11 protein-coding genes and 2 pseudogenes are annotated in these 14,126 nt (G+C 74.9%); 4 read left to right on the top strand and 9 right to left on the bottom strand.

The features are described 5' to 3' along the window. Positions 1-130: 130 nt before the first annotated feature. The 5 genes from ACQ614_RS34555 to ACQ614_RS34535 form a co-directional block, all read right to left on the bottom strand. Positions 131-1,453 (bottom strand): NADH-ubiquinone oxidoreductase-F iron-sulfur binding region domain-containing protein, encoded by a 1,323-nt coding sequence (locus tag ACQ614_RS34555; RefSeq protein ID WP_431683055.1) that lies wholly within the window; start codon positions 1,451-1,453, stop codon positions 131-133. A gap of 109 nt (positions 1,454-1,562) precedes the next feature. Then, positions 1,563-2,351 (bottom strand): hypothetical protein, encoded by a 789-nt coding sequence (locus ACQ614_RS34550; protein ID WP_431683054.1) that lies wholly within the window; start codon positions 2,349-2,351, stop codon positions 1,563-1,565. 220 nt (positions 2,352-2,571) lie between these two features. Next, on the bottom strand, positions 2,572-3,966 hold the full coding sequence (locus ACQ614_RS34545; protein ID WP_431683053.1) for a DUF1996 domain-containing protein: 1,395 nt from the start codon (positions 3,964-3,966) through the stop codon (positions 2,572-2,574). 66 nt (positions 3,967-4,032) lie between these two features. Continuing rightward, positions 4,033-4,671 (bottom strand): DUF4142 domain-containing protein, encoded by a 639-nt coding sequence (locus ACQ614_RS34540; protein ID WP_431683052.1) that lies wholly within the window; start codon positions 4,669-4,671, stop codon positions 4,033-4,035. A 297-nt stretch (positions 4,672-4,968) separates the two neighbouring features. After that, positions 4,969-5,691, bottom strand: a complete 723-nt coding sequence (locus ACQ614_RS34535; protein WP_431683051.1) for a PucR family transcriptional regulator — start codon at positions 5,689-5,691, stop codon at positions 4,969-4,971. 737 nt (positions 5,692-6,428) lie between these two features. Between ACQ614_RS34535 and ACQ614_RS34530 the strand changes: the two genes are divergently transcribed. The 4 genes from ACQ614_RS34530 (at position 6,429) to ACQ614_RS34515 (ending at position 12,184) form a co-directional block, all read left to right on the top strand. Further along, positions 6,429-7,331, top strand: a complete 903-nt coding sequence (locus ACQ614_RS34530) for a LysR family transcriptional regulator (RefSeq protein ID WP_363491311.1) — start codon at positions 6,429-6,431, stop codon at positions 7,329-7,331. Positions 7,332-7,464: 133 nt separating this feature from the next. After that, on the top strand, positions 7,465-8,526 hold the full coding sequence (locus ACQ614_RS34525; protein ID WP_431683050.1) for an ATP-grasp domain-containing protein: 1,062 nt from the start codon (positions 7,465-7,467) through the stop codon (positions 8,524-8,526). Between the two features lie 81 nt (positions 8,527-8,607). Beyond that, complete coding sequence (locus tag ACQ614_RS34520; protein ID WP_431683049.1) at positions 8,608-11,301, top strand: SCO7613 C-terminal domain-containing membrane protein; 2,694 nt, start codon at positions 8,608-8,610, stop codon at positions 11,299-11,301. Positions 11,302-11,380: 79 nt separating this feature from the next. Beyond that, entirely contained in the window at positions 11,381-12,184 is an 804-nt protein-coding gene (locus ACQ614_RS34515) for a hypothetical protein (protein WP_431683048.1), read from the top strand. On the opposite strand, the gene ACQ614_RS34510 is transcribed toward ACQ614_RS34515, so the two are convergent. The 4 genes and pseudogenes from ACQ614_RS34510 to ACQ614_RS34495 form a co-directional block, all read right to left on the bottom strand. After that, on the bottom strand, positions 12,162-12,440 hold the full coding sequence (locus ACQ614_RS34510; RefSeq protein WP_431684139.1) for a hypothetical protein: 279 nt from the start codon (positions 12,438-12,440) through the stop codon (positions 12,162-12,164). The two genes, ACQ614_RS34515 and ACQ614_RS34510, sit on opposite strands and share 23 nt — an antisense overlap. 78 nt (positions 12,441-12,518) lie before the next feature. Continuing rightward, positions 12,519-12,644, bottom strand: a pseudogene (locus ACQ614_RS34505) (WD40 repeat domain-containing protein); the annotation flags it as partial. 8 nt (positions 12,645-12,652) lie between these two features. Beyond that, positions 12,653-12,844: pseudogene (locus tag ACQ614_RS34500) on the bottom strand (hypothetical protein); the annotation flags it as partial. Between the two features lie 288 nt (positions 12,845-13,132). After that, a complete protein-coding gene (locus tag ACQ614_RS34495; protein ID WP_431683047.1) occupies positions 13,133-14,113 on the bottom strand; it encodes a GNAT family N-acetyltransferase in 981 nt (326 codons plus the stop codon). Positions 14,114-14,126: the final 13 nt, after the last annotated feature.

Raw genomic sequence — 14,126 nt, 5'->3', positions numbered from 1 at the left:
ATCGGTGGTGCCTGGTCTTTCGGGGAATTGCGGGGACAGGTCGGACGGCCCGCCGGGCGCAGGGCACGGCTGTCGGCCGAGTGGTCGGTCGGGTGGTCGGTGGAGCGGCCGGCCGGGGGCCGGGCGGCGCTCACTGGATGCGCAGCGCCAGTGCGGGGCACCGGTCGACCGCGCGGGCGGCCTGCTGGAGCAGCTGCGGCGGGACGGGCATGACGCCGGCGGCGGGGAAGCCGTCCGCCTCCAGGCTGATGACCTCGGGGAGGACGCTGGTGCACAGCCCGTGGGCCTCGCAGAGCGTCCAGTCCACGACGATGCTTCCGGCGCTCTCCACGACCGGCATCGGGAGCACGTCCTGGACGGTCCGGCCGCAGCCGTACTGGTACGAGTGCATCTGCAGGTCCTCGTCGAAGACCTCCAGGGCCGAGATCACGAACCGGGCGGCGGCGTCGGGGTGGCTGCACGCGCCCCGTCCCTTGACCGCCCGCATCCGGGTCTCGAGCACGTCCAGGGCGGCCCGGCCGCCGCCCCGGACCACTGCCTCCAGGGCCTTGACCACGGCGGGGAGGCCGAGGTAGCAGGGGCCGCACTGGCCGGCCGTTTCGTCGGCCATCCAGCGGGCGACGCGGAGCGCCTCGCCCAGCGGGCAGGTGGTGTGCGGCAGGGGGAGGATCGCGCCGGCGCCCAGCGCCCCGCCGAGGGCCTGCATGGACTGGCGCGACACCAGGGCCTTGCCGGCGGCCTCGGGGGTCAGCCAGGTGCCGTGGTAACCGCCGGTCAGGACGCCCTGCCCGATGTCCATGCCGAACATTCCGAGCAGTTCGGCGAGCGGAACACCGGTGGGTGTCTCCACGACCTGGGAGCCGGCCAGGGTCAGCAGGACCGTCCCCGGCTCCGTCGGGATGCCGACCTCTCGGTACGGCAGTGCCCCCAGCCGGGCCGCGACCGCGAGCTGCGCGTACGTCTCGGCGTTGGACAGCAGGGTCGGCAGGCCCCCGACACCGCTGTCGCTGGTCCGCACACCGCCGCCGCGCGGGAGGGCGATCCCGCTGGTGATGCCGCGGGCCAGTGAGCTCCCCTCCCCCGAGACGAACCGCTCGGGCAGTCGGGCGACGGAGACCGGCACCCGCGTCCCGCGCCGCTCGGCCAGTGCCTGGCGCAGCGACTGCTCGGTGTCGGCGCGGGTGACTCCGAGCACCACCTGTTCGGCGTCCAGTGCCTCGGCCGCCAGCAGGGCACCGTCCATGACGAGGTGGGGGGTCCGCAGCAGGAGTGCGGCGTCTTTCAGGCAACTCGGTTCTCCTTCCGTTCCGTTGACCACCACCACCGGGCGGGTGCGGCGGCGGGCGGCCGACTTGACGACGGCCCGGACCTTCCTCGCGAACGGGAAGCCGGCTCCGCCCCGGCCCCGCAGGTTGACGTTCTCGGCCAGGTCGGCCAGTTCGTCGGCCGCCATCCCGGCCTGCCGCCGTGGACGAGCAGGTGCTCGCGGTAGTCCAGCCGCTCGGTCTGTTCCAGGCCCGCGAACAGGACCGGCCGGCCGAGCCAGGCGATCGGTGCGCCGCTCATCCGTCCTGCCGCCGCCGTCCGGTGCCCGCGCCGACCGTCGGCCGACCGGGCGCCTCGGGCCGGACGGGGGCGGCGGGCCGGCGGGCCGGGCCGCGGTCCTGGAAGGCCATCCGCAGCCCGAGCACGACGACCACGCCCACCACGGCGGCGCTGTAGAGGACGGTCACCCAGGGGGCGGGCACCCGGCTCGCGTTCAGCCCGTGGACGAGTGCGGCGCCCCAGGCCGGATAGGCGAGGATGTGGACGATCCGCCACCGGCGGGCCTCGCCGGTGCGGGCGAGCAGCCCGCGGGCCGCTCCGGCGAGGGCCACCGCCAGGAGCAGGTATCCGGCGACCACGCCGAGGCCGAGGAGCACCGGCCGATCGGGGTCGGTGAACGGCACGAAGGCCGCCAGCGCGCCGATGTGGTCCTGGATCAGGTTCATCCACACGTGCAGGACGAGGAAGACCACGCCGCTGATGCCCATCGCCCGGTGGATCGCCTGGGCGGCCAGGCGGTGGACGGGGTACAGCAGCAGCCGGTCGGTCGCCGTGAGCCCCCACAGGACGGCGGAGGAGAAGGACACCAGGGCGAGGACCCCGGCGGCCACCCCGAGGAACGCCTGCAGTGCACCGTTGAGGACCACGGCCGCCAGGCCCAGGCCCATCGCCAGCCACGGCAGGAGCGACCACGGCGAGCGCGGAGTCCGGCCCGCCTCCTCGGGCCGGCCCACGACGGTCACCTCGGGCGCCGGTGCGGCGGGGCCGGTCCGGCCGATCCGCTCCATCTCGACGGTGCGGTCCATGCGGTCCGTCCGGCGTGCTCCGGCCGCCCGGTGTGCCCGGCCCGCCCGTGCCGGCCCCGCGGCCGAATGCCAGGATCGGCGTCCTTGCCCTGTCAACATGCCTGAGCCCTCCGGCCTCGTCCTTGCTCCGCTCGAATGGGGCGCCCGGCGTTCCCGGGCGGGCCGCGCGGGTACCGGCGGCCCGGGCCGCCCGGGTGCGTCCCGGCCGCGGCCCTGCGGGTCATCCGCAGCGACGACCCTCGTTGATGCAGCTGACCATCTGGTCCAGCAGGTTGCGGTTCATCACGTTGATGAAGTCACCGTGGTCGGTGATCGGGTTGTGGAGCTGCTCGGGGAAGCTGTCGACGGCGAACTTCACCCCGGACGGCACGTCGTAGGTGACGCGCTGCACCAGCTGGGGGATCACCCGGAAGTTCCTCGGGCAGCTGCCGTTCTTGGAGAAGGCGGTGTGGGTGCGGTGGTTGGCGCTGTCGATGTTCTTGCCGTCCCAGCAGTCGGGGAACTTCAGCGTCCGCACGACCCGGCTGCCGTTCGGGCAGATCGGGTACTTGTCGGCGAGCTGCCGGTCCTCGAACCCGGTGCAGCTCCACGAGGCGTGGGCGTTGTCGGGCCCGTTGGTGAGGGCCTTGGCGTCGCCGGTGATGATCCGCAGGAAACGGGTCATCGGCTGGACCTTGGCCCCGTTGGGCGAGTTGTAGGTGATGCCGGCCTCGGCCGGCTGCAGGATGCGCCCCACGTTGCGGTCCTTTCCGCCGCCCGGGGCCTTGAGGTCCTTGTCGTTGCTGCCGTCGAGGAGCCGCAGCACCGGCCAGTAGTAGGCCGACTGGTCCCCGTTGGAGCAGGTGGTGCCGGCGCCGGCGAGCTTGCCGTTGGAGGAGAAGCCGTCGGTGATGCGGTTCCCGACGTAGTCGTGCATGTGGTGGGCGCCGTTGCTGACGCCGGGGGCCACAATCACGTTGTCGGGGTTGAGGTGGCGGTTCTCGTTGCGGCCGCACCGGGAGGTGAAGCTGCCGGTGGCGGGGCCCGTCCGGGCGGGCTTGGCGTTGTTCGGGGCCACCGACCTGATGTCGACGAATCCGCGTCCCAGGCCGGACTTCTGCGACTTCTGCGCGGTCGGGGCCTTGCTGCGCTCGGCCGCGTTCACGGCCTCGGGGGTGTAGTCCCGGGCGGACGCGTCGACCACCAGGTCGCGCCGGATCGAGCAGTTCGCCAGTCCGGCGACGTCCTTGGGCAGGCCGGAGTCCGGTCCGGCGCTCGCCGCGAGCTTCTGCAGGGTCTCGGAGCGCTTGGCCGCCAGGTCGCCCATGACGCGCTTCTCGCCGCCGCCGGCGCCGGGCTCCGCGAGGCTCTGGTACGCGTCCGCCACCTGCACGTCGAGCTCGGCGAGGCCGCGGTCGACGTCCGCCTTGGCCTCGTCCGGGACGGAGGCCAGGCTCGCACCGACGTCCGCGCAGGCGACGGTGCCCATCTGGGCGGCGGCCGGCTGCGAGCGCCACGGGCGCTGCCCGGCGAACGCCGCCGCGGCGAGCACCGACGCGCCGCCGACGGCCAGCACCCCGGCCAGCAGCAGGGCGAGCATTCTCCGCCCCGCCGCATCACGTTTGTGAATCCTCATGTTCGTACCCTCGAAACGGGATCGGGCCTGTCGGACAGGCGTGGACAGCCTTGTTGCTGCATGTGTCTAGCGCTGCGTCCCCCCGGGTGCCGGGACCGGCTTCGCGGACGGCGAGGACGAGCCTCCCGGCGGCCCGGAAAGGGCGCCGTAATTCACCAGCCCGGTGTTCTCGAGGACCGTGATGTGGTCCAGCACCGTGGAATTCGTCACGGTCGCGAGATCCCGGACGGTGGAATTCTGGGTGCCGGCGCGCACCTGGGCGACAACGGCGAACACCTGGCCGTGGGCATTGCGCAGAATATTGGCGAAAAGCCGGTCGAACTCCTCCCCCTGGGCGGCGTCCAGCTGTTTCAGCCAGGCCTTCTGCTGGTCGGAGGGCTCCTCGGGGACGCCCAGGTTCAGGGTCGCGGCCGCCTCCAGCACGGCCCGGTCGAGATCGGTGTGCCCGGCGATCAGGTGCTCGCCGGCGGTCTTGACCTCGGGGGTGCCGCCCTTGTCGAGGGCCATCCGGCCTGCCGGGAGCTCCCACAGTCCCGCCAGCCGGACCCGTTTGACGAAGTCCCGGTCGAGCGGGGTCAGCGGCCCGGTCGGCGTCTGCACCGTCCCCGGCGACGCCTCCCCCGCCTGCGGGCTGCGGTACGAGCCCGCGGACCGCACGACGGGGACCAGCAGCGCCGCCGCCGTCGACATCATGGCAAGGATCACGAGAAGAGTGGCGAAGGACCGCGGAAATCGGCTCACCTTGGGAATGCCGTAGGGGAATGTTCCACGTCCGCGCTTCTTCCTCGAAGATGACATCGGCTTCCTCATCACGCCGGGGGCGAAACGAGCGCACCGACCCGCCGGCGGAAATCGTCCGAACGAATTCCCGGCGGCTGCACCGACACACTACGGGCCGCTGGGTATTTCGTCGGAGAATTCGTCGGAAATGGACAGACTCGGTGGTCGCACGTCCCGGTCGAAGGTCACGGGAATCGGGGGACGGTCAGGACGGGGTACGGCTCACGCGCCGCTGCGCCGGACGTCCTGCCGGGGCTCGGGCGCCGGGGGCAGTTCCTCCGCCCGGCGGCGCAGCCGGGCGCACTCGGCCGCCATGCCGTGGATCTTCAGTGCCAGCAGGATCTCGAACCGGGCCTGCGCGGTGCGCAGGCTGCTGCCGAAGATCCGCTCCAGCTTGCGGAGCCGGTACCGGACGGTGTTGGGGTGGATGCGCAGCAGCACGGCCGCCTCCGCCGCGCCTCCGCCCTCCAGCCAGGCGAGCAGGGTCTGCTCCATCCGGTCGCGCTGGCGCGGCGTCATGTCTCTCAGCCTGCCGAGCCACTTGGCCGACAGGCGGCCGGCCAGCAGCGGGTCCTGGAAGAGCATCACCTTCGCCAGGTGGTCCTCGACGAAGAGGAGTTCCCCGGTGGTGCCCGGCCACTGGGGTGTCACCGCCAGCAGGGTGCGGGCCCAGCGCAGCGAGGCGCCGGCGTCGGCCCGCGACACCACCGGGCCCACCACCGCCGACCTGCCGCGGAGCCAGCGGGCGAGCGTGTGCTGCATCCCGGGGGCGGGGTCGGGGATCAGTAGATACGGTTCCGGCCCGTGGAGGTAGGCGACCACCTTCACGGCGGACAGCCCGGGCGGGGGCGGCCCCGGCACCGTGGAGAGCGCCACCGCCTGGACCGTTCCCTGGCCGGCCCGCAGTGCCGCCAGGTCGGCGGGCTCGGCCGGCCGGCGCCGCACCGGTTCGCGGCGGCCTCCGCGGGCGCCGCGCCCGCCGGGTCCGCCGGGTCCACTGCGACCACTGGGTCCGCTGCGGCCCCCGCCGGGCAGGGTCAGCGCATCCACAGCGGCTCCCTCCGCTGCGCACCGGGACAGCACCGCCGGGGAGGGGCACCGGACTTGGCGGCTCGGGCGGCGCCGCGGCCCGCCGGGGACGTCCGCTCGGAAAGGGCGGACGGCGACTGCAATGCCGGGCGGCCACTGGGACAAGGACGCACGGAACACCTCCCGGGAACTGCCGGCCACGGGCGGGCCGGTCACCGGGAAAAGAGGCCGGAACCGAGGTTTCGTCCCGCTGCTTTGCCAATCCTTTACCATTCGCCGGGGGGCTGATTGCCGCCCGCTCGCCTCCGGACCCTCCCGACCCGGCGCCGACGGTCTCCCCCAGCCTGACGGCCGGGAGGTGCCCCCATGCTCCGTCGCTGCGCTCCCTCACTTCTCCCTTTCGGCACCGGCGGGCCCTTCGACTCGGGGCGGAGGCCCGCCGCAGCCACCGCCGGACGGCCGCCCGATGGGCCGTCAACACGTGTGCGGGACAGGGCGGACGGGCGCGCACCCGTGCCCGCTTCCAGCAAATCCCCAGGTGGACCGACGCTGTGGCGCGGGCCCGGTGCACGGTACATTGCCCTACCGGCCGCGCCGCGGGGCGCCGCGCCGACCCCTGTGTCCCACACCCTCCGGACGCGAGCGAGGCCACGATGCGACTGAATCTCAATCAACTGGCGATTTTCGCAAAGGTCATCGAATGCGGAGGATTCTCGGCAGCGAGCCAGGTGCTGTTCCTCAGCCAGTCGTCCGTCTCGAAGCAGGTGCAGAGCCTGGAGATAGCCCTGCGGACCCAACTGGTCGACCGGTCCGGCCCGAAGATACGCCCGACCCTGGCCGGCGAGGTCCTGCTCGCGCAGACCAAGGAGGTGCTCGCCCTGGCCGACCGGGCCGTCAAGGCCGTCCATGCCGCGGCCCTGCTGCGCACCGAACCGCTGGTCATCGGCAGCACCGGCACCATCGGCGGGCACTTTCTGCCGGCCGTCCTGCAGGAGCTGCGGCGCCGGGAGCCCTCCGCCCAGTTCAGCCTCGCCGTCACCTCCGCCGACCGGCTCGCCGAGGCGCTGGAGGAGGGCCGGACGGGCATCGGGCTGAGCGGCGGCCCGCTGCCGCCCGGCCGGTACCGCTCGGAACGGCTGGCCGGCGAGGACATGCTGCTGATCTGCCCGCCCGACCACCCACTGGCGGGCCGCAAGGTCGCCCCCGCCGACCTCGCGGGCGAGACCTTCCTGCTGCGCGAGGACGGCTCGCAGACCCGCCGCCAGCTCACCGACCTCCTGCACGGCTGGGAGCTGGCCGGCGCCGAGACCCTCGACCTGTGGGGCACCGAGGGCATCAAGGAGGCGGTGCGGATCGGCCTGGGCGTGGGGCTGGTGGCGCGCCGGTGCGTCCGGCTCGAACTCCGCCACGGCGTGCTGGCCGAACTCGAGGTCCACCCGGCGCCCGAGCGCCGCACCGTGATGGCCAACTGGACCCTGGCCCGCCCGCTGACGGCGTACGAGCAGCTGCTCCTCCCCCTGCTGCGGGAGGTCGCCCGGGTGGGCGCAGCGGCGTGACGGCCGGGGCCGGCGACGGTCGGGCCACCGCCGGAGGACGGTGCCAGGATGGAACTGCAGCAGGCGGCGGGCTGCGGGCCGCAGGGCTGCGCTAGGACGGTCCTCCCGGGTGCACCGGAAGCGAGGTCGGACGGTGGACGTGCGCATCTGGTTCAACAGGATCTGGCCCGCGCGGGTGCACCTGATCCCGATGTTGCGGGACAACCCGGACCACGCCCGCGTCCGCGTCTACGGAACCCATCCGGACCGGGAGGCGGTGGCGTTCACGGCCTGCGACACGGCGGGTCCCGAGCCGGTCGAGGACGAGGCCTTCTTCGGCTTCGCCATCGACTTCTGCCGGCGGCACCGGATCGACGTCCTGATGCCGTCCTCGCGGCTGGTGGCGCTCGCCGACCGGGCGGAGGCGTTCGCGGCGGTCGGCACGGCGGTCATGTGCGCACCCGCCGAGACCCTCCGCACGGTGACCGACAAGAGCCGGACGTACGCGGCGGCCGAGCAGTCCGGGGTGCCGATCGCCCCGTGGCGGGTGGTGTCCGACGCCGACGGACTGCGGAAGGCCGTCGGGGAGTTCGCCGCAACGGGCAGCGCCCTGTGCGTCAAACCGTCGGGCGAGTACTCCGCCTACGGCTTCCGGATCCTGGACGACTCCCCGCTGGAGGTCTCGGACTTCGACCGCCTGCCGCGGCCCACGGCATCCGTCGCCGCAGTCGCGGGGGCACTGCAGCGCGCCCGGGACAGGGGCGATCCCGTTCCCGAGCTGATCGTGATGCCGTACCTGGACCCGCCGGAGATCAGCGTCGACTGCCTGTCCGACGCGGCGGGCACCCTGGTGAGCGCGATCGCCAGGGCCAAGTCGGGGAGGATCCGGACGCTGGTGGACGACCCCGAGGTGGCCGAGCTCGCCCGGCAGATCGTCGGACACTTCCGCCTGTCGTACCTGTCCAACGTCCAATTCCGCTACTGGCAGGGGCAGCCGGTGCTGCTGGAGGTCAACGCCAGGGCAGCGGCAGGCATCCACCAGACCCGCATGACCGGGGTGAACCTGCCGTGGGCAGCCGTACGGATGCTGCTGCACGGGGACCCGGGCCCGCTGCCGGAGCCGAGGCTCGGGGGCCGGCTCGCGGTGGTCGAGCAGGCCGTCGCCGTCTCCGGGCCCGGGCTCCCGCCCGGGTGGACTGCGGTGGGCCCGGGTTGACCGTACCGGGGTACCGGTACTTCTCGGAGATGAGTCGTCGTACTCATGTACGCGGGCGGGCCGACCCTGCACACTCTGCGCATGACGAGCCCCCACACCGCTCCCTGCCCCGACTGCGGCGCCGACCTCGGCCCCGGCCCGCACGCGCGGTGCCCGCACTGCCGGCTGCCGCTCACCGGCGCCGACGCCGCCGCGCTCTGGCAGGTCGTCATGGCGCTGCGCGGGCTGGACGAGCAGCGCACGGCGATGGTGCGGCACCGGGACCACCTGCTCGCCGGGCTGCGCGCCCGCCGGGACGCCCCCGACACCGCCCCGGTGTGGGGAGCACCGCCTCCCGCAGGGCCTCCGGCGGGCGGCGCCGGCGGGCCGGCCGAGGTTTCCGGCCGGTCGGCGCAGACCGTCCTGCTGGTGCTCGGCGGACTTCTGGTGAGCGTCGCCGCTCTGGTGTTCACCGTGGTCAGCTGGGGCCGGCTGGGCATCGGCGGCCGCAGCGCCGTCCTGTTCGCCCTCACGGCCGTCGCCCTGTTCCTTCCGTCCCCGCTGCGCAGCCGTCGGCTCACCGCGACCGCGGAGGCGGCGGCCGCCGTCGGAATCGGCTTCCTGGTGCTGGACTGCTACGCGGCCAGGGCCGCCGGTCTCGCCGGGCTCGACGGCATCGGCGGATTCGCCTACTGGGCCGGTGCCACCGCCCTGCTCGCCGCCGGGTCCCTGGCCTACGGCCGGGCGCAGCAGCTGCGGTTCCCGCTCGCGGCGGGCTTCCTGCTGACGCGGGTGCCCGTGCTGCTGGCCCTGGCCGCGGCCGAGGTGGAGCAGGTCGAGGCGTACGCGGCGGCGATGGTCGGGGCGACGGTCCTGGACGTGGTGCTGCTGGTGCGTGCCGAGCGGCGTGCGGCGGGGCGGCCCGTCGGCGGGGTGAGGTTCCGGCAGGCCGGGGCGGGCTACGCGGCGGTGTGGGCACTGCTCGGCGGGGCCGTCGCGGTGCTCGGGTCGGCGACGTCCCACGGACCGGTGGAGGCCGTTGCGGCCTGGGTGCCGCTCGGTGTGCTGGCGGCCCTCGGGACGGGGTCGGCGCTCCGGTTGCCCGGCCTGCCGCGCGGGGCGCGGCGGCTGCTGGCGGCCGGCGCGGCCGTGGCGGTGCTCGCCGCGGCCGGCGGGACGCTGCGCCCGCTGCTGCCGTGGGACTGGGCGGCGGTGGCGTACGGCCTGCCGGCGATGCTGCTGGTGGTCGGCGTGGGCGTACTGCTGCGGCACCGGGCGGATGCCGGGCAGATGGCCGAGGCCGAGGCCGGCACGGGTGCGGCGCCGGAGGCGACTTCGGAGTCGGTCGTGCGGACGGCCCGGACGGGTGTCCTGTGCGCGGCGGCCGCGGTGCTCGGGGCGGCCTCGCTGGGAGCGGTGCCGCAGGTGCTGACCGCCGCGCTGGTGCCGCTGGGTCACGCCGCCACCGTCTGGGGGCAGGGCGACGGATCCGGCCGGGGCCCGCAGGCGCAGTGGCAGGTGCCGGGATCGGCGCTGGTCGGGCTGGCCCTGGTCGCCGTGGCGCTGGGTGCGGTGGCCGCGCTGAAGGCCGTCCGGCTGCCGGCCGAGGTCCCGGCGACCGGCGCCGTGGTGACGGGTCTCCCGGTGGTGGCCCTGGCGGCACCGGCCGTCGGGCTGCCGTACGGGGCCTCGGTGGGCTGGGCGCTGCTGCTTGCCGCGGCGGCTGCCGCAGTGGTCTGGGTGCGGCCGCGGCGGACGGCTGCGTGGGCCGGCCTGGCCGTCGCGGGCGGGCTGGCGCTGGTCTGGGCGTCGGCGGACCGGGCGGCCACGATCACCGCTCTCGGTGTCTGCGCGGCGCTCGCGGCAGTGGCCGCCCGGCGGGCCGTCACCCGTGGCGGCCCCACCGGGCAGACGGCTGCCGTGGCGGCGGCCGGCGCCGTGCTCGCCCTCGGCGTCGAGGCCGCGGCGATCGGCGACACGGCCGGTCTGACGCAGCCGTCCGTCGCGCTCGCGATCCTGGGCGTCGCAGCGGCCACCGCGCCGGTGGCCGCGCTGCTCGCCCGTCGGGCGGGTGCGGTCGAGGCCGTCCCCGGTGCGGCAGCCGCCGGTGCTGGGACGGGCCTCCCGGCGGGGCTCCGGCAGGTGGCCCGGACGGTGGAGGGCACCGGGTACGCGCTGGCCGCGGTGGCGCTCGGGCTGATGGCCGCGTACCCGGGGGTGCTGGCGTTCGGACTGGCGGCGGCCGGCGTGGGGGCCGCGGCGGTCGCGCTGCGCCCCGACCGGCGGGTGCCGGCCGGGATCGCGGCGACCCTCCTGCTGCTGGCCTCGTCCTGGGTGTGGCTGGCGCTCTGGGAGGTGGTCACGCCCGAGGCGTACACCCTGGGCGCGGCCGCTGCGGCGCTGGCGGTCGGGCACCTGCGGTACCGCCGTGACGCGGCGCTGTCCTCCTGGTCGGCGTACGGCCCCGGCCTGGGTCTCGGCCTCACGCCGAGCGTCCTGGCACTGGGGTCGGACGGGCACTGGCTCCGTCCGCTGCTGCTGGGCGCCGCCGCGCTCGGGGTGACCGTGCTCGGCGTGCGGTTCCGGCTGCAGGCGCCGCTCGTCCTGGGCGGCGGCGCACTGCTGGTGACGGCGGGACACGAGCTGGCGCCCACGGTGGTCCAGGTGCTCGGGCTGCTGCCGCGCTGGGTCCCGCTGGCCGTGGCCGGCCTGCTCCTGCTGACCCTCGGCGCGGGCTACGAGCAGCGCCTGCGCGACGCACGCCGCCTCCGCAACGGCCTCCGGCGCCTGCGGTGAAGGGCTGCTCCACGCGGCGGAGGAAATATCCCCTGGTCACGCGGGGTGTCGGGGTGGTCTGATGTCCTCCGTGGCGGGAATGAGCATCACGGTCTGTCTGCCGGCGCGGGAGGCCGGACGGGTGGAGGCAGCGGTCGAGGAGGCGATGGCGCCCTTCGAGATCGACTACACCCGCGGTGAGGACCTGGACATCTGGGACTTCTGGGTGATCACCGGCGGGTCCGCCCGTGGCGGTGGTTTCCACGTTCTCCCCGGCCACGAGCGGGATCCCCGGCTGGTCCGGCAGTTCTCCCCCATGTGGCCGGCGGGGCACGAGGCGGTTCCCAACGAGTTCGGCTGGTGCGCGGGCGGCCCGCGCGAGATCCTCGACTTCTCCGGGACGTACGAGGGAGCCCGGGCACTGGCCGACTCGGCGTGGCTGCGGTGGCAGGAACTGGCCGCGGAGCTGCCGCCGGCCCAACCCTGGGCGGTCTACCACGACCGCAGCGTGGCCGAGTTCCGGACCTACTCCAACGCCCGGGCCGGTGCCGACCATCGTGGGCAACCGCTCGTGCGGGCTTTCGAGGACTACCTGCGGACGGTGGCCGCCGAGAGCTACAGCCCCGGCTTCCTGAGCTTCAGCGACCCGGTCGCGCAGGTCGGGTGCACCCCGCGGGAGGACTTCGTCGCGCGGGAGGCGGGCAGGGCCCTGCCCAGGCGCAACGTCCTCACCCTGCAGGGCTGGTGGTACGACGACGGCTACCCGGACGGCCACGGCGCCTGCCACGGCCCCGACGTCTGCCCGCACGAACCGGAACTGCCGCGCGGCCAGCAGTACGTCGACGGCTACCTGGCAGGACTGCCCGGCGACACCCTCCTGGTCAACGTCTGGTGTCACGTCTGAGCCCTGCGTCCCCGGGCGCCGGCGGGGCCGCCCGGCACGGCCCGGCGGTCGCGTCCAGCAGCCGCACGGTGCCGTCGCCGTGGCCGACGGCCGGCCGCGGCAGGCCGTCCGGTTCGAGGGCGGTCAGCGCGTTGACCGGGTGGCCGCCGGTCGCCGCCGCGAACTCGGCGACCCGGGTGAGGCCGGCCGGGTCCCACAGCACCACGGCGCCGTGCTCGTCGCCGGCCGCGAGCAGTTGGCGGCCGTCGAGGCGCACGGCCGCGAGTGCGGTGAGCCAGCCCTGCCGGGAGGGACGGCCGCCGGCGGCCGTCCCGGTGTAGACGTCCCACAGGCGGAGGGTGCCGTCGAGTGCGCAGGTGGCGAGCAGCGGGTCGCCGTCCGGCTGCAGGAAGGCCAGACCGGTGACCGTGGCGGAGTGGCCGGTGAGGACGGCGACGGGCTGTCCGGTGGCGACGTCCAGAGGCGGACGGTCGCGTCGGCGCCGGCCGGGGCCAGTACCGCCTGGTTGCCGAGGGTGAGGACGGCGAGCGCGGTGATCCGGTCGGTGTGGCCGACCAGCAGGTGGAGCTGTTCGCCGGTGGCGGCGTCCCAGACCCGGACGGCGCCGTCCTCTCCGCCGACCGCGAACAACTCCCGGCCCTGCGCCGAGCCGAGGGCCACCGCCGTGGGCAGCACGCCGGCGTCGGTGCCGGATCCGCCGAGCGCGGCGGCGTCCTCGAGTGCGGTCAGGCCGAAGCCCTCGCCGGGCCTGGCGAGCGCGTAGGCCGGGCGGCCGCCGACGGATCCGACGGCGGCGGCCGGGCGGCCCGCGGCCTCCCCGGCGGGGGCTCCGGCTGGTCGAGGTGGACGAGCGCGGCGGGCAGCAGTCCCGCGGCGGCGGGGTCCAGGGCCTGGGTCGCCAGGCCTTCCAGGGCCCGGGCGATGCCGGGGACGGGGACACCCGCGGCGTCATCCCAGACGGCATCGCCGCCGGACGGCATTCCGGTGGCGAACATGCGACGCGCGGGTGTCGAGCCGGGCGTCAGCACCGGCTGCGACCTGCGCGTTTCCGGGCGCCGAGGATGAGAGCGCTTTCAAGACCCGAGTCAGAAAGATCCGGTCGACGCGACCGCTTCTGAACGCGTGGCCGCCGGCCGAGGCCCGCTCGACCCGGAACTCACCGGTCGCCTCGACCGCGAGGCCGATCCGCCCCCCGGGCCCTCGGCGGGCGCGGTGAACCGCAGCACTTCCGAACCGCCCCCGGGCACCGCCTCCGTGGGCGGCGAAACAGCTTCCCACGACATCAGGGTCCCTCCCTCTCGACGGGCCACCCCGTCGTCGTGCGTGCCGTGCCGAACTCTCCCGCATGTCTGACGGTACGTCAGCACAGGTCCTCGGGTACCAGCGTCGCGTGTACGGCATCGTGCAGCGCCTGCGTCCGCGAGCTGCGGAACAGCCCGGGCCGGAATCCGGCGCGGGGAATCCGATGCAGGCGCCCACTATCTGAACAGGCATGTTGTCTGCAGCCGCGTACGCGTCAGTCCGGCCCAGTTCGAGCTGATCGAAGCCGAAACGGCAGAGCAGGCGCAGTGCGGACGCGGCCGTCCTGAGGCTGCGCGCCGCAGGCAGCAGCCATACGGCCGCCTCCGCGGCACCCTCCTCGGGGCGCAGGTCGACGAGTTCGGCCCAGCCCACGGCGCGGCCGTCCGTGACCGAAACCACAGTGGAGTACGCCGCCCGGTCCATGGCCCACAGGCGCGCCGGGATGTCGGCGAGCCGGCGCCCGGCCGCGTCGAGGTCCTGATGGGGGATCACCCCTTGCATGAACTCGCGGACCAGCGGGTCGCGGGTGCCGGCGAGAACGGTCGCGGCGTCCGCGACCTCGGGCCGGCGGAGCACCACCGCGCCGTCGGCCAGTTCGGGTACGGTCAGGGAGCTCAGACGACGCACCGTCAGACCTCCT

It is taken from the genome of Kitasatospora dryopteridis (assembly GCF_050749075.1).
Lineage (GTDB): Bacteria > Actinomycetota > Actinomycetes > Streptomycetales > Streptomycetaceae > Kitasatospora.
This window is presented reverse-complemented; position numbering and strand designations above follow the sequence as displayed.